This window comes from Alsobacter sp. KACC 23698 (genome assembly GCF_045348435.1).
Taxonomy (GTDB): Bacteria; Pseudomonadota; Alphaproteobacteria; order Rhizobiales; family Beijerinckiaceae; genus Alsobacter.
The window spans coordinates 2,077,998-2,101,658 of the sequence record NZ_CP157484.1; the positions used below are offsets into that span (position 1 = coordinate 2,077,998).

Sequence of the window (23,661 nt, forward strand, 5' to 3'; positions counted from 1 at the left end):
GTCCTCGCCGCATGGCGAGGGTCAGGCCCCCAGCCCCTGGCGCATCACGAAGCGCCGCAGCGGGCCGATGGAGGAGAGCGCCAGCAGGCCGGCGCTGCGGGCGATGTCGACAGGCAGGAAGGCGGCCAGGAGCGACCGGTTGAGAAGGTCCACGGCCGCCGTCCGCGCCCGGACGTCGAGCGCCCGCTTGCGGTCGAAGGCGGCCAGACGCTCCGGCGCGCCGGGATCTCCCCCGACCGGACCCACCGCCCGGGCGAGGTCCGCCACGTCGCGCAAGCCCAGATTGAGCCCCTGCGCGCCGATCGGCGGGAAGACGTGCGCCGCTTCCCCGATGATGACGCAGCGGCGGCCGGAGAAGCCTTCCACCGCCATCCCTGACATCGCAACGACGCCGCGCGGGCCGGCCACCGTCATGGGCCCGAGCATGGAATGGCACTGCTTTTCCGCCGCAAGGGCGAACTCCGGATCGCTCAGCCCCGCCAGCGCGCGGGCCCGTTCGGGGGCGGCGAGCCAGACGAGGCTCGACCGGCGCCCCGCCATGGGCACCAGGGTGAACGGGCCTTCGCGCGTATGGAACTCGGTCGACGCGTCCTTGTGCGGACGCGCATGGGACAGGATGGCCGTCAGGGCGGTCTGGTTGTAGCTCCAGCTGCGCTCATGCAACCCCGCCGCGGCGCGCACGACCGACTCGCGCCCGTCCGCCCCCACCACGAGGTCGGCCTCGATCGCCGCGCCCGAGCGCAGGGCCAGCTCCGCCCGGTCGTCGCCGAGGCGCACCGAGGCGACGGCGTCGTCGGTCCGGGTCAGGCCTGGAACCCTGGCGGCCTCCTCGGCCAGCGCCTGCGTGAGCGCCGCCGATTCGATGTTCTGGCCGAAGGCGTCGAGCCCGATCTCGCCCGCATGGAAGCTGACGGGCGGGGCCCGCAGCAGGCCGCCCGTGTCGTCCACGATCGTCAGGACCGCCAGCGGCGAGGCGAGGGGCTCCAGCGCGTCCCACGCCCCGATCGACATGAGGAACTGCAGCGAGCCCTCCATCAGGGCGACGGTGCGCCCATCGGGGCGCGCGCCCGTCGGGCCGACCAGCGCCACCTCCCAGCCCGCCTTGGCGAGCGCGATGGCGGCGGCGAGCCCCACCGCGCCGGCCCCGACCACGGCGATCTCCACCCGGCGCCGCCCGGTCGACCCCGCGCCGGGCGCCGACGGCCCTGGATGGAGTTGGTCTGCTGGGGATCCGTTCATGTCCGCGCTCGTTCCATGTCGCAGCGATTCATCAGGCCGCGCCGGCCCTGGTCAAGGCCGCATTGCGGCCCGGGACCATGATCAGGGTCAACGCGCCGGCCGAACCCGGCTTCTAGATTGTGCGCAGGCTCGCTTGCGCCATGCGGCGCATCGCAGCGGGCCGGGATCGGTGTTTGTCCGCATTGCCCAGCCAGAGGCCCAGGAGCTTTCTACCCCGGTGACCCCAGCGCCGCTCCTTCCCTCCGCGCCGGCCCGCCCCGATCCGCTCGCCGGCGGTGGCGCCTCGCGGCCCGCCGCGACCACCGCGGCGGCCGTGGCCGTGCTGACGCTCGCCGCCTGGGGCGCGCTGCTGGCCGAGGCTCTCCGGTCGGGCGCCGGCGCCGACGCCCTCCTGAGCGCGATCTGCCGCCCCACGGCGCTGGACGGCGGCGCCGGCGGCCCGGTCCTGGCCGGGTTCGGCTTTGCGGCGGCGCTCTGGTCGGTGATGACCGTCGCCATGATGCTGCCGACCGCCGCGCCCATGGCGCTCGCCTATGCGGGGATCGTCGAGCGCCGCAGCCGCGACGGACAGCGCAGCGCGTCGCCCCTCACCGTGCTCGCCGGCTATCTGGCGGTCTGGATCGCGGTGGCGATCCTGGCCGCGCTTGCGCAGACGGTCCTCGCCGGCCTGGCGTCCCGCCTGGCCCTGCCGCCCAACGCCGCCGGCGTGCTGGCCGGCTTCGCCATGGGGGCGGCCGGCCTCTACCAGTTCAGCGACTGGAAGGACCGCTGCCTCGCCGTGTGCCGGCGGCCGGACCGCGAACTGGAGCGCGGGGCCGGACCGTCGACCTTCTCCGGCCTTCGCCTGGGCGTCGAGCAGGGCCGCGCCTGCCTCGGCTGCTGCGCCGCCACGATGGGGTTGATGCTGCTCGCCGGGTCCATGAACCTCGTCTGGATGGCGGCGCTGGCGTCGCTCGCCATGGTGGAGAAGATGTCCGCCGGCCGCGCCGTCCCGCGCGCCATCGGGGCGGGGCTGATCGCGGCCGGCCTGGCCGTCGCGGTCTCGGCCGTGGGGCCGGAGGCGGTCCTGCGCGCCCTGACCGGGCGGTGAAGCGGGGTGAAGCCCGCTCCTTGCGCCGATTCAACCGTGTGCAACCGGGTCGCCCACTGGCCAGAACTCGTGCGGTGATGTTTTATCGCCCACGGTTCCCGTTCGTCGTCAGGCCGCCTGCCGAGGAACCATGACCTCCGCCCATTCGGGCGGGCCCTGCCTGGGATCGGTGTGCGAAGCGTGGAACAAGAAGCGATCGTGGAAAACCGGGGGAAACGAAGCTTCGCAGAACGGCTGCCCGCCTATTGCGTCCACTTCTTCACCGCCTCGGGCGGCGCGCTCGCCTTCCTGGCGCTGCTGGCGACCGTGGACGGCCATCATGCGGCGGCCTTCGGCTGGCTCGGCCTCGCTTTGATCGTGGACGGGATCGACGGCACCATCGCGCGCGCCTTGCACGTGCGCGACCGCCTGCCCAACATCTCCGGCGACGTCCTCGACCTGGTGATCGACTTCACGACCTATGTGTTCGTCCCGGCGGCGATCCTGGTGTTCTGCCAGCTCTGGTCGCGCGAGATCGCCATCCTGTGGGCGGTGGTGATCATCGTGTCGGCGGCGCTCTATTTCGCCGACCTGCGCATGAAGACGCCCGACAACTGGTTCGCCGGCTTTCCGGCCGTGTGGAACGTCGTCGCGTTCTATCTCGTCGTCTACGCCCCGCCGGCCTGGATCGCGTCGGCGGTGATCCTGGTCGCGGCCGTCGGGCAGGCGCTGCCCATCGTGTTCGTCCACCCGTTCCGGGTCCGGCAGCTGAAGCCGCTCACCTTGCTGATGTCGGCCGTCTGGGCGGTCGCCGGCTTCGTGGCCGTGGCCGAGAAGTTGAACCCGGACCGCATCACCCACGCCGTCCTTTTGATCTGCGCGCTCTATTTTACGGGGCTGGGCCTGTTGCGCAAACGGCCGGCCGGCCCCATCTCGCCCCATTGAACACGCCCTCCGCTGGGCACGCCCTGCCGCAGGGCGCCTGAACTCGCCTGAAAGGACGCGACGGAATGCTGGACTGGCTGACGGACCCCGCCGGCTGGGCCGCCCTGCTCACGCTCACCGCCATGGAGATCGTGCTGGGCATCGACAACGTCGTGTTCATCTCGGTCCTGGTGGCCCGGCTTCCCGAGGAGCAGGCCAAGCGGGCGCGGGCGATCGGCCTCCTGCTGGCGCTGGTGTTTCGCGTCCTGCTCCTGTCGCTGCTCACCTGGATCATCGGCCTGACGAAGCCCGTGATGACGGTGTTCGGCCTCGGCCTCTCCTGGCGCGACCTGATCCTGCTCGGCGGCGGCGGCTTTCTGATCGCCAAGGCGACGCACGAGATCCACGCCGGGCTGGAGGGCGATCACGACGAGGCCCAGAAGGGCGCGGCGCCGCGGGCCTTCATGGCCGCGATCATGCAGATCGCCCTGGTCGACCTGGTGTTCTCCATCGACTCCATCGTCACGGCGATCGGCATGGCCGACAACCTGTCGATCATGGTGGCGGCGGTGCTGCTGTCCATGATCGTCATGTATGTGGCGTCCGGTCCCGTCTCGGCCTTCATCGCCGCCCATCCCACCACCAAGATGCTGGCCCTGGCCTTCCTGATCCTGATCGGCGCCTCGCTCTGCGCCGAGGCCACGGGCTTCCACCTGCCGCGCGGCTACATCTACGTCGCCATGGCCTTCTCGGCCTGCGTGGAAGCGATCAACATCACGGCCGCGCGCCGGCGCAAGGCGGCCCGGATGGCGCAGGCCGCCAAGGCTGAGAAGCAGCCGGTGGGCAGCGAGGGCTGACCCCCGTCTACGCCGCGGCCCTCTCGGCGCTGCGCGCCTTGGCCTCGTCCAGCGTGTCCACATAGACGATCAGCGGCTCGCCCGCGCCATGCTCGGCCAGGACGCGGCGCACGGCGGGCCGCGCTGCGACCGCGTAGACCTGCGCGCCCTTGCGGGCGGCCTTCTCGGCGAAGCTGCGCAGCGAGCGCGCCGCCGTCGAGTCGGCGAAGGGCACGCCCCCAAGGTCCAGCGCAAAGGCCCTGGGGGATTCGCCGATGCGGTCCAGCACGGCCGCCACCTCCGACGCCGCCCCGAAGAAGAACGGTCCCGCGATCCGGTAGGCGATCACGTCCGATCCGTTGGCGAGCCCCAGATAGGCCCCGCGCGAGCCCACGTCGTCGGGCTGGTCGTCCTCGATCAGGTCGGCGTGGGTCTCGACGCTGACGAGTTCGGCCATCCGGTGCATGAACATCACCGCGCCCAGCACGACGCCGACCGCGATGGCCTCGGTGAGGTCGCGGAACACGGTGAGCAGGAAGGTCGCCAGCAGCACCAGCCCGTCACCGCGCGAATGGCGCAGGATGGCGACGAACTCGGCCTTCTCGGCCATGTTCCAGGACACGATGGCCAGCACGGCGGCGAGCGAGGCCAGCGGGATATAGGCCGCGAGGGGCGCGGCCACGAGCATCAGCAGGAGCAGGAACGCCGAGTGCAGCATCCCGGCGACCGGGCCCCTGGCGCCCGCCCGCACATTCGTGGCGGTGCGGGCGATCGTGCCGGTGACGCACAGGCCGCCGAACAGCGCCGAGGCGATGTTGCCGACGCCCTGCGCGACCAGCTCGCAATTCGAGCGGTGGCGGCGGCCGCTCATCCCGTCCGCGACCACGGCTGAGAGCAGCGATTCAATGCCGCCCAGGAGCGCGAAGGTCACCGCGTCCGGCAGCACGGCCGCGATCCGCTCGAGCGAGATCGGCGGCAGGGCCGGGGAAGGCAGGGAGCTCGGGACGCCGCCGAATTTCGACCCGATCGTCTCCACCGGAAAGCCGGCGCGCGCCAGCGCCGCGGAGGCGAGCGACGCCGCCGCGATGGCGATGAGAAAGCCGGGCCAATGCGGCCGGACCCGCCTCAGCGTCAGGATGAGGCCGATGGACAGCGCCGTGATCGCCAGGGCCCCGGGGCTCGCGGTGGGCAGCGCCGCCCCGATGGCCTGGACCTTGGGCAGGAACGCGGCGGGCTCGCGCCCCGGCAGCGTGAGCCCGAGCAGGTCCGTGACCTGGCTGGCGAAGATGATCGCCGCGATGCCGCTGGTGAAACCCACCGTCACCGGGTGGGGGATGTATTTGATGTAGGCGCCGAGCCGCAGGAACCCGACCCCGATGAGAATGAGGCCGGCCAGCATGGTCGCCAGCAGGAAGCCGTCGAACCCGTGCCGCTCGATGGCGGCCGCCACCACCACGATGAAGGCCCCGGCGGGGCCGCCGATCTGGAACCGGCTCCCGCCCAGCGCCGAGACCAGGAACCCGCCGACGATGGCGGCGTAGAGCCCCCGGTCTGGCGTCGCGCCGCTCGCCTTGGCGATCGCCATCGAGAGGGGCAGGGCGACCATCGCCACCGTGAAGCCCGCCAGCGCATCGGCCCGGAAGGCCTTGCTCCCATAGCCCTCGCGCAGGACGGTGACGAGCTTGGGGGTGAAGAGTTCGGCGAAGCTCGGCCGGGCGCGCCGTGGTGAGGACGTCATCGGATGCAGGATCCAGGTCAGCCGCGCGGGTCCGCGCCGTCAAAAACACGTATGATCGATGTGAAATGATGGCAGAGTCGAAGGCGGTTGCCGAGTCCGGTCATCTCCTTAAGATGCGCCTGCAAACGCGAAGGAACGATGCATGGTCAAGGCGGTCAGGGTTCACAAGGTGGGTGGTCCGGAGGCGATGGTCTATGAGGACGTCGACCTGCCTGCGCCGGGGCCGGGCGAGGTGCGGGTGCGCCACCGGGCGATCGGGCTGAACTTCATCGACGTGTATGACCGGACCGGCGCCTATCCGGCGCAGGCCCCGTTCATCCCGGGCAGCGAAGCCTCCGGCGACGTGACGGCCGTCGGCGACGGCGTGACGGAGTTCCGGCCGGGGGACCGCGTCGCCTATGTGGCGCGCCTGGGCGGCTACGCCGAGGAGCGGAACGTGCCCGCCAAGGTTCTGGTCAAGATGCCGGAGGCGATCTCCTACGAGACCGGCGCGGCGATGATGCTGAAGGGGCTCACGGCCCAGTATCTGCTGCGCCGCACCTACCGGGTGCAGCCCGGCGACACGATCCTGATCCACGCCGCCGCCGGCGGGGTCGGCCTCATCGCCTCGCAATGGGGCGCGCATCTCGGCGCCACCGTGATCGGAACGGTCGGCAGCGCCGACAAGGCCGAACTCGCCAAGGCCAACGGGTGCCATCACGCGATCCTCTACCGCGAGGAGGACTTCGTCGCTCGCGTGGCCGAGATCACCGGCGGCAAGAAGTGCCACGTCGTCTATGACGGCATCGGCAAGGCGACCTTTCCGGGCTCCCTGGACTGCCTGCGGCCTCTGGGCATGTTCGTCAGCTTCGGCAGCGCCTCCGGGCCGATCGACGCCTTCAACATCGGCATCCTGGCCCAGAAGGGCTCGCTTTTCGCCACCCGTCCGACTCTCTTCACCTATGCGGCGGAGCGGCCGGACCTGCTGGCCATGTGCGAGGACCTGTTCGCGGTGATCGCCTCCGGGGCCGTGAAGATCCCGGTCAGCCAGACCTTCGCGCTTAAAGATGCGGCAGACGCCCACCGGGCGCTCGAAGGGCGCGAGACGACCGGAGCCACGATCCTGATCCCGTAAGGGGCGAGGCGAGGCGGAAAAGCTGGGCGAAACCGGAGGTTAGCCGTTGCGGGTCCGCCTCGACCCGGTCCAAAATCCGTCGAGGGCCGCCTCGAGCGGGACAGTGGCGCCCGACCTGCATGGGCTCCCCAGAAGAGCCGCAGGAGACGTGCGAGGGGTAGCGATGGCGGGCGGGGTGGATCAGGACGGCCCGGCGGGCGAGCCGCCGCTGGTGAGCCTGCGCGGCATCGTGAAGCGGTTCGGGACGCTGACCGCCAACGACCATGTCGATCTCGACATCCGCGCCGGCGAGATCCACGCGCTGCTGGGCGAGAACGGCGCCGGCAAGTCGACGCTGGTGAAGATCCTGTTCGGCCTCCTGCAGCCCAACGAGGGCGAGATCCGCTGGCAGGGCCAGCCGGTGACGCTGGCCAACCCGGAGGACGCCGGCCGGCTCGGCATCGGCATGGTGTTCCAGCACTTCTCGCTGTTCGACAATCTCACGGTCGCCGAAAACATCGCGGTCGCGCTGCCCAAGGGCGAGGACATGCGCTCCATCGCTGCCCGCATCGCCGCGGTGGGCGAGCGCTACGGCCTCGCGCTGGAGCCTGGCCGCCCGGTCTGGACGCTCTCGGCCGGCGAGCGCCAGCGCATCGAGATCGTGCGGGCGCTGCTGCGCGAGCCGCGCCTGCTGATCCTGGACGAGCCCACCTCGGTGCTCACCCCGCAGGAAGCCGACACCCTCTTCGTCACGCTGGAGAAGCTCGCGGCCGGCGGCTGCGGCCTCCTCTACATCACCCACCGTCTCGAGGAGGTGAAGCGCTTGTGCAGCGGCGCCACCGTGATGCGGGCCGGCAAGGTCGTGGCCGCTTGCGATCCGCGACAGGAGAGCGTGCGCCGTCTCGCCAGCCTCATGGTGGGCTCGGAGGTGATGGAGGTCCGCGCCGCCGCCGCGCACCAGCTCGGGCCCGTGCGCTTCGAGCTGAACGCGTTGTCCTTGGCGCCGGACGAGATCCACGGCGTCGCCCTGAAGGGCGTCGACCTTGCGGTGCGCGGCGGCGAGATCGTCGGCGTGGCGGGCGTCGCCGGCAACGGCCAGGCCGAGCTCTTCGCCGCCATATCGGGCGAGTCGCGCGCCGAGACGGCTGGCGCGGTGCGCATCGACGGCGTCGACGTCGGCCGCGACGACATCGACGCGCGGCGCCGGCGCAAGGCGGCCTTCGTGCCCGAGGAGCGCAACGGCCACGCGGCGGCGCCCAAGCTGACGCTCTCCGAGAACGTCGTCCTGTCGCGCCACGCCACCGGCGGCGTCGCCAGCCGCGGGCTGGTGGACGCGGCGGCTGCAAAGGCCGTGGCGGCCGAGATCATCCGCGTGTTCGACGTCCGCAAGGGCAGGGTGGACCCGCCCGCCGGCACGCTCTCGGGCGGCAACCTGCAGAAATTCGTCGTCGGCCGCGAGATCCTGCGCGAACCCGGCGTGCTGATCGTCAACCAGCCCACCTGGGGCGTCGACGCCGGCGCGGCGGCCACCATCCGGCAGGCGCTGATCGATCTGGCGGCGCGCGGCGCGGCCGTGGTGGTGATCAGCCAGGACCTCGACGAGATCTTCGCCATCGCGGACCGCATCGCGGTGATCCATGACGGCCACCTCTCGGCCACCCACCCGGCGCGCGAGATCGATCGCGAGAGGATCGGCCTGCTGATGGCCGGCACGGCCGAGGAGCGTCCCCATGCGGCTTGAACTCGTCCCGCGCGGGGACGTCTCGCCCTGGGCGCGCGTGCTCGCGCCAGTGGCGGCCGTGATCGCGGCCGTGCTGATCGGCGGCGTCGTGATCGCCGTCATGGGCCGCTCGCCGGCCGCCGCCTTCCAGGTCTATTTCGTCGACACGCTGTCGGAGAGCTGGGGCCTGCAGGAAATGGCTGTGAAGGCTACGCCGCTGCTGATCATCGCGGTCGGGCTCTCCTTCTGCTTCCGTGCTAGCCTGTGGAACATCGGCGCCGAGGGGCAGTTCATCATCGGCGCGCTGGTCGGCTCCATTCTGCCGCTCTACACGGCGGGCTCCGGCGCGGGCGCCTGGGTCATCCCGATGGCGCTCGTGATGGGAGCGCTCGGCGGGCTCGCCTACGCGATGATCCCGGCGCTTCTGCGCGTGGCGTTCGGGGTCAGCGAGATCCTGTCCAGCCTGATGCTGGTCTATGTCGCCGACCTCGTGCTCGACTATCTGGTGCGCGGGCCCTGGCGCGACCCGAAGGGCTTCAACTTCCCGCAGACCGTGAACTTCGACGCCACGCTGCCCTTTTTGGCCGACGGCGGCCGCCTGCACGCCGGCGTGCTGCTGGGGCCCGTGCTGGTGCTGGTCGCCTGGTTCGTGATCAGCCGCACCCTGTTCGGCTTTGGCGTGCGGGTGGCCGGCGAAGCCCCCAAGGCGGCGCGCTTCGCCGGCTTCGACGCCAACCGCATGGTGCTGGCGGCGTTCGCGATTTCGGGCGCGGCGGCCGGGCTCGCGGGCGTGCTGGAGGTGCTGGGCCAGATCGGGCAGCTCAAGCCCGGCATCTCGTCCGGCTACGGGTTCACGGCCATCACGGTGGCGTTTCTCGGCCGCCTCCATCCGCTCGGCATGGTGTTTGGCGCGCTCGTGGTGGCGCTGACGGTGATCGGCGGCGAAAGCGCCCAGATCGCCCTGAAGCTGCCGCTCGATCTCACCCGCACCTTCCAGGGCGTGCTCCTGATGTGCGTGCTCGCCGCCGACGCGCTGGTGTCTTATCGCGTGCGGATCGTCACGATGGCGAGGGCCTGACATGGACATCTGGCAGGCCATTTTCATCACCGTGATCACCGCCGCGACGCCGTTGCTGATCGCCGCCCTGGGCGAACTCGTGGTGGAGCGCGCCGGCGTGCTCAACCTCGGCATCGAGGGCATGATGGCGGTGGGGGCCGCCTGCGGCTTTGCGGCCGCCACGCTGAGCGGCTCATCCGCGCTCGGCGTGCTGGCCGCCGTCGCGGCCGGCGTGGCGCTCTCGGCCGTGTTCGCGCTGCTGACGCTCGGCCTCGCCACCAACCAGGTCGCGACCGGGCTGGCGCTCACCATCGTGGGGTTGGGCCTGTCCGGGCTGATCGGCGCCGGCTTCGTCGGCACGAGCCGCGAGGCGATCCCGGCCATCCGCATCCCGGGCCTCACGGAGCTTCCGGGCGTCGGACGCCTGCTCTTCGGCGAGGACCCGTTCGTGTATCTCTCGCTCGCGCTGGCGATCGCAGTTCTGTGGTTCCTGGGCCGCAGCCGGGCAGGCCTCACGCTGCGCTCCATCGGCGAGAACCACACCTCCGCGCACTGGCTGGGCCTGCCGGTGATGCAGGTGCGCCTCCTCGCCATCCTGTTCGGCGGCGGCTGCGCCGGGCTCGCGGGCGCCTACCTGTCGCTCGTCTACACGCCCTTCTGGTCGCCCGGCATGACGGCCGGTCGCGGCTGGATCGCGCTGGCGCTCGTGGTCTTCGCCTCCTGGAAGCCGCTGCGCGTGCTGTTCGGCGCCTATCTCTTCGGCGGCGCGACCGTGTTGCAGCTGCACGCCCAGGCGGCCTCACTGGGCTTTCCCTCGCAGGTGATGTCGGCGTTCCCCTACGTGGCCACCATCGTCGCTCTGGTGATCATGTCGGCGGGCCGGCGCAAGGCCGCCGCCGCGCCCGGGTCGTTGGGGACGTCCTTCGTGCCGGATCGCTGATCCGATTGATGTTTTCGGGGAAGACCGGGTCGGGTACGGTTCAACCTGCTTATTGATTACCCGGGGAGTGGAGACGAGAATGCGCACATTGTTCAAGGTCGCCGGCGCGATCGCGGTCGCGGCCGGGCTGGCCACGCCGGCCGCCGCCGCCGACAAGCTGAAGGTCGGCTTCATCTATGTCGGCCCGATCGGCGATTTCGGCTACAGCTACCAGCACAACCAGGGCCGCCTCGCGGTCGAGAAGGCGCTCGGCGACAAGGTCGAGACCACCTTCCTGGAGAACGTGCCGGAAGCCGATTCCGAGCGCTCCATCGAGCAGCTCGCCCGCACCGGCCACAAGCTGATCTTCACGACCTCCTTCGGCTTCATGGAGCCGACCGTGAAGGTCGCCAAGAAGTACCCGAACGTTCTGTTCGAGCACGCCACCGGCTACAAGCGCGAGAAGAACCTGGCGACCTACTCGGCCAAGTTCCACGAAGGCCGCTACGTGCAGGGCGTCATCGCCGGCAAGCTGACGAAGTCCAACACCATCGGCTACGTCGCCTCCTTCCCGATCCCCGAGGTCGTGTCCGGCATCAACGCCTTCATGCTGGGCGCGCAGTCCGTGAACCCGGCCATCAAGGTCAAGATCGTCTGGGCCAACACCTGGTTCGACCCCGGCAAGGAAGCCGACGCCGCCAAGGCGCTGCTCGACCAGGGCGCGGACATCATCACCCAGCACACCGACAGCCCGGCGCCGCTGCAGCAGGCCGAAGGCCGCGGCAAGCTCGCCTTCGGGCAGGCCTCCGACATGATCCGCTTCGCCCCCAAGGCGACGCTGACCTCCATCGTCGACAACTGGAACGACTACTACGTGGCCCGCGTGAAGGCCGCGCTGGACGGCACCTGGAAGTCCGAGGACACCTGGGGCGGCTTTGCGGCCAACATGGTCAACATGGCCCCCTTCACCAACATGCCCGACGACGTGAAGAAGCTGGCGACCGATACGGAAGCCGCCATCAAGTCCGGCGCGCTGAACCCGTTCAAGTGCCCGGTCGTCGACCAGGACGGCAAGACGGTGGAGTGCAAGGGCGGCGCGAACCTCTCCGACGAGCAGGTGCTCGGCATGGCCTTCTACGTGAAGGGCATCGACGACAAGCTGCCGAAGTAAGGCGGGTTTTCCTCCGGAGGCGATCTGCTCGCCTCCGGGGGCTCCTTGGTGCTCGGTTCTGAACGCCGCTGGCGCGCGACTCCATAGCCGCCTAAGCGGCGCTGAGCGTCGGAATGGCGGAAACGTCCATCTGCTGCGCCCGCCATTCGTCATGCGCGGCCTGCATGCGCAGCCAGAGCCCCGGACCGTTCCCGAACAGTTTGCCGAGGCGCGCGGCCAGTTCAGCCGTGACGCTCTGCTCTTCCCGCAGCAACCGATAGAGCGTCTCGCGCGAGATCCCGAGAAGCGCCGCGATCTCGGTCTTCGACTTTGCGACCGCAGGAAGAATGTCTTCCCGCAGCAGCGCGCCCGGATGCGTCGGGCAACGGCCGGGCGATCTCACGCTAGCCATGGTAGTCCTCCAGATCGATGTCCGTCGCCATGCCGCCTTCAAACGCGAAGGTGATCCGCCAATTGCGCGAGACCGTGACGGCGAAGCGGCCTTTCATGTCTCCCGTGAGAGCGTGGAAGCCCAATCCCGGCAGGTTCAAGTCGGTGGCTGCATCCGCCTGATCCAAGACGTCCAGAATGCGCCCGACGCGCCCAACCCAATCCGGCCTCAGGCCGCGCGTACGGCCTTCTTCCCAGAACTGCCGCAACGTCTTGGAGCGAAAATGGCCAATCACAATGGCCAGAGCATGCGGGGCTAGATCGAGTCTGTCAACACTGTGTTGACAGTTTCAGACCGCCACTCCGTGCAGGTCATACGCGTCCGCCCGTTCGACCTTGACAGTGACGATGTCGCCGGACCGCAGCGGCCGGCGGCTCGCCACGTAGACGTTGCCGTCGATCTCCGGCGCGTCCCACTGGGAGCGGCCCTTCGAGACGGTGGGGCCGGGCTGGTCGATGATGACCTTGATGCGCCGCCCGACGCGCGACGCGATGCGCTTGGCGCTGACGGCCTGCTGGCGCGCCATGAAGCGGTCCCAGCGCGATTGCTTCACCTCGTCCGGCACCACCGGCAGGCCGAGGTCGTTGGCGGTCGCGCCCGTCACGGGCTCGTATTTGAAGCAGCCGACGCGCTCCATCCTGGCTTCGTCCAGGAAGGCCAGCAGCGTCTCGAAGTCCTCCTCGGTCTCGCCCGGGAAGCCGACGATGAAGGTGGAGCGGATGGCGAGGTCCGGGCAGATCTCGCGCCAGGCGCGGATGCGCTCCAGCGTCTTGTCCTGGTTGCCGGGGCGGCGCATGGCCTTCAGCACCTTCGGGGAGGCGTGCTGGAAGGGGATGTCGAGATAGGGCAGCACCTTGCCCTCGGCCATCAGCGGGATGACCTCGTCCACGTGCGGATAGGGATAGACGTAGTGCAGCCGCACCCAGGCGCCGAGCTCGCCGAGCTCCTTGGCGAGGTCGTAGAAGCGGGTGCGCACCTCGCGGCCCTGCCAGGGGCTCGGGGCGTAGCGCATGTCGACGCCATAGGCGGAGGTGTCCTGCGAGACGACCAGCAGCTCCTTGACGCCCGCCTTCACGAGCTTCTCGGCCTCGCGCAGCACGTCGCCGACCGGCCGCGAGGCGAGGTCGCCGCGCAGCTTGGGAATGATGCAGAAGGTGCAACGATTGTTGCAACCCTCTGAAATCTTGAGATAAGCGTAATGACGCGGCGTCAGCTTGACGCCCTGCGGCGGCACCAGGTCCATGAACGGATCATGTGCCGGCGGCACCGCCTCATGGACGGCGTTGACGACGCTCTCATAGGCCTGCGGCCCCGTGATCGCCAGCACGCCCGGGTGGGCGGCTCGGATCTGCTCGGGCTCGGCGCCCATGCAGCCGGTCACGATCACCTTGCCGTTCTTGGCCAGCGCGTCGCCGATCGAGGCCAGCGATTCCGCCTTGGCGCTGTCCAGGAACCCGCAGGTGTTGACGATGACGGCGTCCGCGCCCTCATGCGTCTTGACCAGTTCGTAGCCCTCGGCCCGCAGCTGCGTGATGATCCGTTCGCTGTCCACCAGCGCTTTCGGACAACCGAGCGAGACGAAGGAAATGCGGGGCTGGGCCGTCATGCGGGTCAGGTCCCAAGGTTTGGCTGAAAAAGGAGTGGGCCGGCATCGCGTTTGCGCGTCCGGCCCGGCGCGCTCTCATACGCCCGTGGAGCCGCGAGGACAAGCGCGGCCATAGCCGGCGCGAGTCGGTCGTCGATCCGGCGGCTCCACCTGAAGCGGCGCAGCGATGTGCGATCGCGCACAGGCGAGGGCCGCCGTGACGGATTGAACACGGTCACCCTTCTTCTGAAGACAACCGTGAGTTGATTTCTTGACCTGCGCGAACCCTGTCGAAACTGTGGCGAAGATGGGGTCCGGCCGAGGCGCCGCTCCTCGTCGGCGGCGCAGCCGGGCCGCGATGTCGATGAGTTTGAGCGCATGAAGTGTGTTGTGTTCCGCCTGCTGGGGCTCGCCGTCGCGGCGGCGAGCTGGTCCGTCCCCGTCTTCGCCCAGGCGCCTGTTCCGCGCCAGGCCGCGCCGCTCGGCGCCATCGTGGCCAACAAGGGCGGCGAGGAATTGCGTTTCGTGAAAGACGAAGCCTGGCGCCCGGCTGAGGTCCGGCAGGATCTCGTCGGCGGCGACACGCTGCGCACCAACATGATCGGCAATCTCGGGATCCTGTTCTCCGACCAGACCCAGATCCGGGTGGGCCCGCGCTCGACCCTGGTGCTCAACGACATCGCCTCCGGCGATCGCCCCACCTCGGTCGAGCTCCCGGCCGGCAATGTGTGGGCTCGCGCCGCGCGCGGCGGCACCGGCGTGGTAGTGAAGACGCCCGCCGCCGCGGCGACGATCCGCGGCACCGACTGGTCGCTCTCCGTCGACGGTTCGAAGACGTCGCTGGTCGTCATTGAGGGCGTCGTCGACCTCACGAACCCCCAGGGCTCCGTCACGGTGCGGCAGGGCGAAGCCGCGGTCGCCACCATCGGGTCGGCCCCCACCAAGATCATCCTGGTGAAGCGCAAGGAGCGGGAGCAGATGCTGCTTCACCTCACCCTGCGCGACGCTTTCACCTGGATGCCGGCGACGCCGCTCCAGGGCGCCGCCCTGCGGCGGGAAAAGGCGCGCATCGAGGCGCTCGCCCCGACGTCGCGCAGCGCAGAGGACCGCCTCACGCTGGCCGAGGTCTCGCTCGGCCGGGAGACGCGCGATATGTCCGCGGCGTTGCTGCGCGAGGCCGAGGCTGGCCGGCTCACCCCGGCCCAGCGCGCCCGGGCGGACCTCGTCGCCGCGACGCTCGCGGCGCGCGAGAGGCGATGGAGCGACGCCGCCCGGCTGTTCAAGCGCGCCGAAGCGGGCCTTTCCGGGCGCCGCCGGGTGACGGCGGCCTATGGCGGCTACATCGCGGCCTCGCTTGCCGATCCGCGGCGCGTCCTGCCGGAGCCCAAGATTCAGTCAGGCGACGGCTACTCGGCCCTGCTGAAGGCTTTCCTGACCGGCTTCACGAGCAACCTGGAGGACGCCGCCAAGGTCGCCGAGGCGGCCGAGCGCCTTCACCCGAACGACACGCTCCTCGGCTCGTTCGGCGCGCAGGTCTCCTACGCGCTGGACCGGCGCGACGCCATGCGCGAGCGCGTCGAGAAGCTGAGCCGCCTCGATCCGGACGACCCGCTGGTGCTGCTGACCCGCAGCATGCTGAAGGGCGACGTCGACAGCGACCTGGACGGCGCTCTCGCCGATCTGCAGCGCGCCGCCGCCCTCGCGCCCGGGGACGCCCAGGTCTGGAACGCCATCGGCCTGATCCAGAGCGCCCGCGACGCCCAGCGCGAGTCGGAGGCCGCGTTCCGCCGCGCCATCGAGGTCGACCCGGACAGCCCCGTCGCCTACGCCAACCTTGCCATCACGCTGCTCGACCAGAGCCGCGTCGACGAGGTGGCCGTGCTGATCGACAAGGCGCTGGCGGTCGATCCCGCCTTCTACGTCGCCTACACGGCCAAGGGCCGGCTCCTGCTGCAGCGGGGCGACTCCGCGAAGGCCATCGAGTACTTCCTCGCCGGCACCGCCGCCAATCCGTCCTACGCGAACGGCGTCCTCGCCGCCGCCATCGGCTACTACATGGACGGGCAGGTGGACCTGGCCGAGCAGCAGCTCGACGCCGCCGACCGGCTTGACCCGAGCGACCCCGTGACCTCGGTCGCCCGCACCGCCATCGCGATCGACATGCGCAAGGCCGACGACGCCATCGAGAACGCGCGGGAATCGATCCGGCGCTTCCGCAACCGCGGCGGCTATTACGCGCCCCTGGCCCACACCAAGGCGGGCGGCTCCTACATGTCGGAAGCCTACCGCCTGATCGGTCTGGACGCCTGGGCCCGCTATTACGGCGACCGGGTCTTCGATCCGTTCACCTCGACGGGCTATTTCGACCAGGCCAACGCCCGGTCTCTCCCGTCGCTGCTGGAGACGGTGCCGGACCTGAAGAACGACCCGGCCGCCTTCGACCTGCAGGCGTTCAACCTCATCGTCCAGGGCCTGCTCTACGATCCGCTGGCCGTGGCGGGCCGGGCCGGGCGCATCGACCTGCTCCGCCGGCCCTTCCTCGACACCGAGGTCTCCGGGGGCGTCGTGGCGCGCGATGGGCGGGCCGGATGGCAGAGCGGCGTCACCGTGCAGGGCTTCTCGAACCTGCCTTATCCCACCTCCTTCGTGGTCTCCGCCAACGCGGTCCGCGCGCCGGACCCGCTCACGCGCGAGTGGGACGTCGGCCAGAACGGCTCCTTCTTCGTGGGTTCCGCGCCGAGCAGCGCCGACCGGTTCCTCATGTTCGGCTCCTTCAGCAGGCTCGACCCCCGCTTCGTGCTCGCCAATGGCGGCGGGACGGCGCGCCTGCGCAACGAGGTGCTGAACGGGCAGGTCGGCCTGGGTTGGAGCCACACCTTCTCGGACCGCAACGTCGTCAACGTCGCCGTCACGGCCGCCTCCGGGGCGACGCGCCAGGGATCTCTGTCGGCCTTCGAACTCGCGCCCTTTCCGGGCGTCCCGGTGAGCTTCCCGGCGCTGGCCTCCATGCGCGACCGGCAGCGGCTCGACGTCGCGACGGCGTCGGTGAACCACACGGTCGGCGTCGGCGACGTGTCGCTGCGCTATGGCGTGGAGGGACAGGTCGGCCGGGCGACGGCGACCAGCCTCAGCCAGCAATTCATCCTCGATCCGCCGGTGGAGGGCGATCCCGCCTTCGCCCGCACCCGGTCCTCCTTCCGGTCCGGCCGGGTCTACGCCGACGCGCTCTGGCGTCCGTCGGACCGATTCGAGGCCGAGGCCGGCCTGTTCGGGACGCTGCTGCGCGCGCCCGAGGAGGCTGTCTCCGTCCGCGCCGGGCCGGACCAGGAGCGCACCGTCCGCGGGCTTGGCCCGCGCCTGGGCCTCGCGGTGTCGCCCTGGGAAGGCCAGTGGCTGCGGGCGGTCTACCGCCAGGACGTCGAGCAGGCCTCAGCCTTCACGCTCTCCCCCGTGACCACGATCGGCATCGCCCCGAACCTGCTGCCGGCGTCGCTCGGCGGCCGGATGAGCACGGCGGCCCTGCGCTGGGACGCCGAATGGTCGAAGCGGTTCTTCACCGCCGTCGAGTACCAGCGCCAGACGGCCGGGGACCTCGGCATCCTCATCCCGAACCTGCAGACGACGCTCGCGATCGACAAGGCCCGGATCGACCGGGTGACGGCGACGGCCAATCTCTGGCTCGGCGGCGGCGTCGGCGTTTTCGCCACCGTCGGCGCCGCCGACAGCGAGATCACGCGCGGGCTGGCGACGGGACTTCCCGTCCCCTTCATCCCGGAGCGCTTCGCCCGGGCCGGCGTGACCTTCGTCCATCCCTCGCGGCTGAAGCTGACGGTGGCCGAGACCGTGGTCAGCCGGCGGCGCGGCGACCTCGCCGGAACGCGCATCGACGACTTCGCCTCCACGGACGCCAGCCTGACCTGGGAGACGCCGGACCGGCGGCTCCAGATGGGCGTCGCCGTGTACAACATCTTCGACGAGAAGGCGGAGCGCTCCAGCGGCCTGCTCGGCTCCGGCCGCACCGTGACGGCGACCGCGACGGCGCGGTTCTGAGATGAGGGGTCCGGGGCGCAGCGATCCGGCCGCCGAACTGGCGCAGGCGCGCAAGGCCGGCGGTGAGAGCGCGCTGCGCCCGCATCTGCTCTCGCTGGCGGTCGCGGCCGCGCTGGGCCTCGCCTTCCTGTCGGAGCCGCTGCGCCTGCTGGACCTGCGGCTCTACGATCTCTTCTCCACCATCGATCCGCCCCGTCCGGCCGAACCCGGCGTCGTCATCGTAGCGATCGACGAGCCGTCCTTCGCCGAAGTGGGGCGACGCTGGCCCTGGCCGCGCAGCCTGCATGGCCGGCTGGTGGAGAAGCTGCGGGCCGCGGGCGCGAAGGTCGTGGCGCTCGACATCCTGTTCTCCGAACCGTCGCTCGCCCAGGACGACCAGGCCCTCGCCGCCGCCCTGGGGCCGGACGTGGTGCTGTCGGCCGAAGAGAGCGTCATCGCCATGCCGCAGGGCGTGCAGACGAGCCGGGTGGAGCCGCTTGCGGCCCTGCTGGCGGCCGGGGCGCGCTCGGGCTCCACCTCGGTGGACCTCGACGCCGACGCCTATCTGCGGCGCATGCCGGACCAGCCGGGCGGCTTCGCCGCGCTGGCGCTCGAAGCCGCGGGCGGCGCGCCGGCCGCGGTCCCCGAGGGGGCGCTGATCCAGTATTTTGGGCCGGCCCGGAGCTACCCCACGGTCTCCTACTACCAGGCGCTCGATCCCGAGCAGTTCCTGCCGCCCGGTCGCCTGCGCGGCCAGACCGTCTTCGTCGGCCTGAGCCTCAGCCATCCGCCCCAGGCCGACAGCGGCGCAGGGGACGCGTTTCCGACCGCCTACACGGTGAGGGAGCGGACGCTCACGGCCGGCGTCGAGATCCAGGCGACGATCTACGATAATCTGCGCGGCGGGCTCTTCGTCCGGGCCGCGCCCTGGTGGGTCGCGTTCGGGCTCGGCCTCGCGGCGGCGCTCGGCGCCTCGCTGCTGGCGGGGCGGCGGTCGTCCTGGCGCAGCGCGCTCTGGGCGGCTGTGTGGATCCCGGCGATCGCGGTCCTGTCCTGGGCGCTGCTGCGCCACGGCCGGGTCTGGACCTCGCCGGCGCTGCCCATGGCGGCGTCGCTGGCCGCGTTCGCCGGCCGCGTCGGCCTGGACTATGCGCGGGAGCGCAAGCTGAGGCGGGCCGTCTCGGACGCGTTCTCGCGCTATCTCAACCCCGCGATGGTGGAGGAGCTCGCCCGCAATCCCGACGCCCTGCGGCTCGGCGGCGAGCGGCGGCGGCTGACGGTGCTCTTTTGCGACATCCGGGGCTTCACCACCATCTCCGAGCGGCTGCGTGACGAGCCGGAGCGGCTGACGACCCTGATCAACCGGCTGCTCGAGGCGCTGTCGGCCGCGGTGCTGGAGCATGGCGGCACCATCGACAAATATATCGGCGACTGCGTGATGGCGTTCTGGAACGCGCCGCTGAACACCCCGCAGCACGCCGCCCAGGCCGTGCGGGCGGGGCTCGCCATGCTGGAGGCGGTCGAGCGCGTCAACGGCGAGCTCGCCGCCGAGGAGGGGGAGGGGGCGCCGCGCTTCGCCGTCGGGGTGGGGGTGAACACCGGCGACTGCATCGTCGGCAATTTCGGCTCGCGCTGGCGCTTCGACTACTCGGTGCTGGGCGACCCCGTGAACCTCGCCTCGCGCATCGAGGGCCTCTCCAAGGCCTTCGCCGTGCCCCTGCTGGTAGGAGAAGAAACCGCGGACGCCGCCGCGGACGCCTTCGTGTTCCTCGAATTGGACCGCATCGCCGTCAAGGGCAGGAGCCAGCCCTCGCCGATCCTCACGGTGCTCGGCCCGCGCGAGACGGTCGGGCCGGCCGGAGCCGCGCTGGGCGACCTTCACGCCCGCATGCAGGCGGCGCTGGCGGAAGGCGACCTGCCGCTCGCCGCCGACCTGGCCGGTCAGTGCCGCGCGCTCTGGCCGGCGCTGGCCTCCTATTTCGACCGGACCCGGGCCCGGGCGCTGGCCGAGATGGGCGGGGAGGCGTGAACCTCAGCCCGGGACGGTCGCCACCATCGAGGGGCGCGCCGAGAAGCCCTCGTACCACTGGGCGAGGCGGTCATGGCCCTGGCGCCAGCCGAGATCCGCGAAGCGGAAGTCGAGATAGCCGAGCCCGCAGGCGGTGGCGATGATCCCGATGTCGACCTCTCCGCCGAGGTGGCCGATCCAGCGCTCCTCCAAGTGATCGAGCGACGACAGGACCTTGGCCTTCTGGCCGTCCATCCACTCGCTCCAGCGCAGCGGCTCGGGGCGCATGAAGCCCTCGTAGCGCATCAGCAGCGCGGCCCCCATCATCTCGTCGGCGAGCGACTGGAGGCAGAGCGCCGGCCAGCGCGCCGCGCCGGCGGGAAACAGCCGAGGCCCCTGCAGGGCGTCGAGATATTCGGCGATCACCCGGCTGTCATAGAGCGCCGTACCGTCCTCGAGCAGCAGCGTCGGGATCTTGCCCGTCGGGTTGTGGGCGACGATGTCCGGGTTTCGCGCCACCGGGCTGGCGGCGCTGGTGACCAGCGTCAATTGCGAATCGAGGCCGCGCTCATGCGCGACGACGAGCGCCTTGCGCGCGAAAGGCGAGGCGACGGCGTAAAGAAGCTTCATGGATCATCCTGCAAGACCGGGACATGCGATCACGCATAGTCCCGGCTTTGCGGGCGATGTAAATGGCTTGTGACGGGGGCGAGGCGCAAGCCTCAATGCACCGAGCGCAGATCCTGAAGGACAATCTCGGTCATGCGCTCATGAAGGCGGAACAGGCGACGCTCGAAGGCCAGCCGCTCCTGCTTGCGCTCGTCGTCCAGGCGGCGACGGGCATGAACCCGGACGGTGTCGGGACCATCGAGCCGGGCCAGACGCGCCCGTTCCTGCTCGTAACGAAGTTCGATGTCGGCGAGAGCGCCCAGCGTCTCCTGCACCTTGGGCAGCAGGTCGTCGGGATAGTAGATGCTTTCCTCAGCGGCTCGCATGGGGCCGCACGGCGTGAACCGCGTCATCATGGGCCTCCAACCTTCTCCCTGTGCCGAAGAGGTTAACCGAGCCGTGTGACGCTGGGAAGACACAAAACGGCAAAATCGCCAAATCGCAATCTTGCGACGACTTGACAGAGGCCTTCACGCCACTGCGCCGCGATCGATCGAAAGCCGGAGAAAAGGGGCGCGCTCGCTCGGTTCCGGCGCGAGACGACGCCCTATGTGACGCTCACGCGTGTCGGGCGTCGCGTGGGCGGCCGTCCTCGGCCGCCATCAGGAGATCGAGCGGGAGCCAGGGCTTCGGCAGAAACGTCACGTCGCCTGCGGCTTCGCTGGGCAGAGCCTTGCCGGAGGTCACGATCACCCGGATCCAGGGAAAGCGCTGGCTCACCCGCTGGCCCAGCGTGAGCCCGTCCATGCTCCCCGGCGTGTTCACGTCGGTGAACAGGATCGCGATCTGCTCCGGGTTCTTCTCGATATGCGTCCAGGCCGCATCGGCTCGCTCGAACTCGCGCACCTTCAGGTCGGCCTCCTCGAACAAGGTCGCCGCGAGCGCGCGGATATCCTCTTCGTCCTCGACGACGACGATGGTGTTTGGACGGAACTCTCGCCCCATGTTCTGTCTCCCTGCCCGTGGATGAGCAGTGGCAACGGGTCGCATCCGCGGTTGTTCCCGCATTTCGGACATTTTCCAGGCGGCGTCGCTTTGCGGATGGCGCGATCGGCGGCGCCCCGTAATCTTGGTCTGACCCCGGGCGAAAGGTCAGGCCTGGCCTCGACAGAAAGGCGCGAGATGCCGTCGACCCTCACCAGCGATCCGCTCCTGCAGCCGTTTCGGCTGAAGTCGCTGACGCTGCGCAACCGCTTCATGTCGACCGCCCACGAGCCGGCCTACACGGTCGACGGCATGCCGAAGGACCGCTACCGGCTCTATCATCGCGAGAAGGCCAAGGGCGGCATCGCGCTGACGATGATCGGCGGGTCCTCGGTCGTGGCCCAGGACAGCCCGCAGGCCTTCGGCAACATCGTCCTCTACCGCGATGAGGTCGTCCGCTGGCTCAAGGAGCTGACCGACGACGTGCATGAGCACGGCGCGGCGGTGATGATCCAGATCACCCATCTGGGGCGTCGCACCAGCTGGTCGACGGGGGAATGGCTGCCGGTCGTCGCCCCGTCGCCGGTGCGCGAGCCGGCCCACCGCACCTTTCCGAAGGCGGCCGAGGACTGGGACCTGCGGCGGATCAAGGCCGCCTACGCGGACGCGGCCGAGCGCTGCCAGGCGGGCGGGCTGGATGGGCTGGAGTTCGAGATGTACGGCCATCTCCTCGACCAGTTTTGGTCGCCGGCGACCAACCGGCGCGAGGACGACTATGGCGGCGTCCTGGAGAACCGGATGCGCTTCTCCCTGGAGGTGCTCGACGCCGTGCGCCGGCGCGTGGGACCGGACTTCCTCGTCGGTTGCCGCCTCGTCTGCGACGAGGACTGGGACCGCGGCCTCAGCCGCGAGGAGGGGCTGGCCATCGCGCAGCGCCTGGCCGGGACCGGTCAGGTGGACTTCCTCAACGTCATCAAGGGCCACATCGACACGGACGAGGCCCTGTCCCACGTCATTCCCGGCATGGGCGCGCGCTCCGCGCCGGCGCTCGACTTCGCCGGGGAGGTGAGGGCGGCGACGCGCTTTCCGGTGTTCCACGCCGCCCGCATCCAGGACGTGGCGACGGCGCGCCACGCGGTGGCCAGCGGCAAGCTCGACATGGTGGGGATGACCCGCGCCCACATCGCCGATCCGCACATCGCCCGTAAGGTGGCCGAGGGGCGCGAGGCGGAGATCCGCCCCTGCGTGGGCATGGGCTATTGCATCGACCGCATCTACTTCGCCGGCGAGGCGCTGTGCATCCACAACGCCGCGACGGGCCGCGAGGCGACCATGCCGCACGAGGTGGCGCGGTCGGGCGGACCGGCCCGCAAGGTGGTCGTCATCGGCGCCGGGCCGGCCGGGCTGGAGGCCGCCCGCGTGGCGGCGGCGCGCGGCCATGCCGTCGTGCTGTTCGAGGCGGCCGACCGGCCGGGCGGGCAGGTCGCCCTGACGGCGGCCCTGCGCCGCCGCCGCGAGATCCAGGGCGTGATCGACTGGCGGGTCGCCGCCTGCGAGCGCGACGGCGTCGCGCTGCGCTTCAACGCCTATGCCGAGCCGGCCGACGTGCTGGCCGAGGAGCCCGACATCGTGGTCGTCGCCACCGGGGGGCTGCCGAATACGAGCTTCCTCGACGCCGGGCATGACCTCGTGACCACCACCTGGGACATCCTGTCGGGCGCGGCCAAGCCCGGCGAGCGCGTGCTGCTTTATGACGACAATGGCGGCCACCCCGGCCTCACGGCGGCGGAATACCTCGTCGAGGCGGGCTCGCGGCTGGAGTTCGTCTCGCCCGAGCGCGTCATCGCGCCCGATGTCGGCGGCACCAACTACCCGGCCTATTTCCGCGCGCTGGCGAGCCGCGACGTCGCCTTCACCCTCAATCTGCGCCTGCGCAGCGTGCGCCGCCAAGGCAACGCCCTGGTGGCGTCGTTCGAGGACGAGTATGGCCGGCGGACCATCGAGAAGGAGGCCGACCAGATCGTGGTGGAGCACGGCTCCCTGCCGAACGAGGACCTCTATTTCGCCCTGAAGCCGCTCTCGACCAATCTCGGCGAGGTGGACTACGAGGCCCTGACCCAGGACCGGCCCCAGGCCGTGCGGGCCAACCCGGCCGGCCGGTTCACGCTCTGGCGGATCGGCGACGCCGTGTCGTCGCGCAACATCCACGCGGCGGTCTACGACGCGCTGCGTCTGCTCAAGGACGTCTGA

At 70.6% G+C, this 23,661-nt stretch carries 19 protein-coding genes; 11 read left to right on the plus strand and 8 right to left on the minus strand.

Features of this window, described 5'->3' with window-relative positions; genetic code table 11:
• Window positions 1-21 precede the first annotated feature (21 nt).
• Window positions 22-1,239, minus strand: coding sequence for a UbiH/UbiF family hydroxylase (locus tag ABEG18_RS09715; RefSeq protein WP_406857860.1), 1,218 nt, complete (start codon window positions 1,237-1,239; stop codon window positions 22-24).
• A gap of 217 nt (window positions 1,240-1,456) precedes the next feature.
• On the opposite strand from ABEG18_RS09715, the gene ABEG18_RS09720 reads away from it, so the two are divergent.
• The 3 genes from ABEG18_RS09720 (at window position 1,457) to ABEG18_RS09730 (ending at window position 4,089) form a co-directional block, all read left to right on the plus strand.
• Window positions 1,457-2,329: a DUF2182 domain-containing protein gene (locus tag ABEG18_RS09720; protein WP_406857861.1), complete on the plus strand. Its 873-nt coding sequence runs from the start codon at window positions 1,457-1,459 to the stop codon at window positions 2,327-2,329.
• 180 nt (window positions 2,330-2,509) lie between these two features.
• Entirely contained in the window at window positions 2,510-3,253 is a 744-nt protein-coding gene (locus tag ABEG18_RS09725) for a CDP-alcohol phosphatidyltransferase family protein (RefSeq protein ID WP_406857862.1), read from the plus strand.
• 65 nt (window positions 3,254-3,318) lie between these two features.
• A complete protein-coding gene (locus ABEG18_RS09730; RefSeq protein ID WP_406857863.1) occupies window positions 3,319-4,089 on the plus strand; it encodes a TerC family protein in 771 nt (256 codons plus the stop codon).
• A gap of 7 nt (window positions 4,090-4,096) precedes the next feature.
• Here ABEG18_RS09730 and ABEG18_RS09735 read toward each other — a convergent pair whose 3' ends face one another.
• Window positions 4,097-5,806 carry a SulP family inorganic anion transporter gene (locus ABEG18_RS09735; protein WP_406857864.1) on the minus strand — a complete coding sequence of 570 codons (1,710 nt, stop codon included), beginning with the start codon at window positions 5,804-5,806 and terminating at the stop codon, window positions 4,097-4,099.
• Window positions 5,807-5,948: 142 nt separating this feature from the next.
• Here ABEG18_RS09735 and ABEG18_RS09740 point away from each other — a divergent pair, with 142 nt between their 5' ends.
• The 5 genes from ABEG18_RS09740 (at window position 5,949) to ABEG18_RS09760 (ending at window position 11,766) form a co-directional block, all read left to right on the plus strand.
• Window positions 5,949-6,920, plus strand: a complete 972-nt coding sequence (locus tag ABEG18_RS09740) for a quinone oxidoreductase family protein (RefSeq protein ID WP_406857865.1) — start codon at window positions 5,949-5,951, stop codon at window positions 6,918-6,920.
• 163 nt (window positions 6,921-7,083) lie between these two features.
• On the plus strand, window positions 7,084-8,640 hold the full coding sequence (locus tag ABEG18_RS09745; RefSeq protein ID WP_406858578.1) for an ABC transporter ATP-binding protein: 1,557 nt from the start codon (window positions 7,084-7,086) through the stop codon (window positions 8,638-8,640).
• Entirely contained in the window at window positions 8,630-9,697 is a 1,068-nt protein-coding gene (locus ABEG18_RS09750) for an ABC transporter permease (protein ID WP_406857866.1), read from the plus strand. The genes ABEG18_RS09745 and ABEG18_RS09750 overlap by 11 nt, the downstream gene beginning before the upstream one ends.
• Window position 9,698: 1 nt before the next feature.
• On the plus strand, window positions 9,699-10,616 hold the full coding sequence (locus ABEG18_RS09755; RefSeq protein ID WP_406857867.1) for an ABC transporter permease: 918 nt from the start codon (window positions 9,699-9,701) through the stop codon (window positions 10,614-10,616).
• 79 nt (window positions 10,617-10,695) lie between these two features.
• The gene (locus ABEG18_RS09760) at window positions 10,696-11,766 is read left to right on the plus strand and encodes a BMP family ABC transporter substrate-binding protein (protein ID WP_406857868.1); all 1,071 of its coding nucleotides are present in this window, start codon (window positions 10,696-10,698) and stop codon (window positions 11,764-11,766) included.
• Window positions 11,767-11,857: 91 nt separating this feature from the next.
• Here ABEG18_RS09760 and ABEG18_RS09765 read toward each other — a convergent pair whose 3' ends face one another.
• From ABEG18_RS09765 to rimO, 3 genes are read right to left on the minus strand one after another with little or no spacing between them, the layout of a single operon-like run.
• A complete protein-coding gene (locus tag ABEG18_RS09765; RefSeq protein WP_406857869.1) occupies window positions 11,858-12,157 on the minus strand; it encodes a HigA family addiction module antitoxin in 300 nt (99 codons plus the stop codon).
• Entirely contained in the window at window positions 12,150-12,431 is a 282-nt protein-coding gene (locus tag ABEG18_RS09770; protein WP_406857870.1) for a type II toxin-antitoxin system RelE/ParE family toxin, read from the minus strand. Before ABEG18_RS09770 ends, ABEG18_RS09765 begins: the two co-directional genes overlap by 8 nt.
• 54 nt (window positions 12,432-12,485) lie before the next feature.
• Window positions 12,486-13,802, minus strand: coding sequence for a 30S ribosomal protein S12 methylthiotransferase RimO (gene rimO, locus ABEG18_RS09775; RefSeq protein ID WP_406857871.1), 1,317 nt, complete (start codon window positions 13,800-13,802; stop codon window positions 12,486-12,488).
• A 357-nt stretch (window positions 13,803-14,159) separates the two neighbouring features.
• Between rimO and ABEG18_RS09780 the strand changes: the two genes are divergently transcribed.
• A complete protein-coding gene (locus tag ABEG18_RS09780; protein WP_406857872.1) occupies window positions 14,160-17,831 on the plus strand; it encodes a FecR domain-containing protein in 3,672 nt (1,223 codons plus the stop codon).
• Window position 17,832: 1 nt separating this feature from the next.
• On the plus strand, window positions 17,833-19,839 hold the full coding sequence (locus ABEG18_RS09785) for a CHASE2 domain-containing protein (RefSeq protein ID WP_406857873.1): 2,007 nt from the start codon (window positions 17,833-17,835) through the stop codon (window positions 19,837-19,839).
• A gap of 3 nt (window positions 19,840-19,842) precedes the next feature.
• Here the strand turns inward: ABEG18_RS09785 and ABEG18_RS09790 are convergent, their stop codons facing one another.
• From ABEG18_RS09790 to ABEG18_RS09800, 3 genes are all read right to left on the minus strand, one after another.
• Window positions 19,843-20,448 carry a glutathione S-transferase gene (locus ABEG18_RS09790; protein WP_406857874.1) on the minus strand — a complete coding sequence of 202 codons (606 nt, stop codon included), beginning with the start codon at window positions 20,446-20,448 and terminating at the stop codon, window positions 19,843-19,845.
• 92 nt (window positions 20,449-20,540) lie between these two features.
• Entirely contained in the window at window positions 20,541-20,843 is a 303-nt protein-coding gene (locus tag ABEG18_RS09795) for a hypothetical protein (RefSeq protein ID WP_406857875.1), read from the minus strand.
• Window positions 20,844-21,045: 202 nt separating this feature from the next.
• Window positions 21,046-21,432, minus strand: coding sequence for a response regulator (locus tag ABEG18_RS09800; protein WP_406857876.1), 387 nt, complete (start codon window positions 21,430-21,432; stop codon window positions 21,046-21,048).
• Between the two features lie 177 nt (window positions 21,433-21,609).
• Here ABEG18_RS09800 and ABEG18_RS09805 point away from each other — a divergent pair, with 177 nt between their 5' ends.
• Window positions 21,610-23,661, plus strand: a complete 2,052-nt coding sequence (locus tag ABEG18_RS09805) for an FAD-dependent oxidoreductase (protein WP_406857877.1) — start codon at window positions 21,610-21,612, stop codon at window positions 23,659-23,661.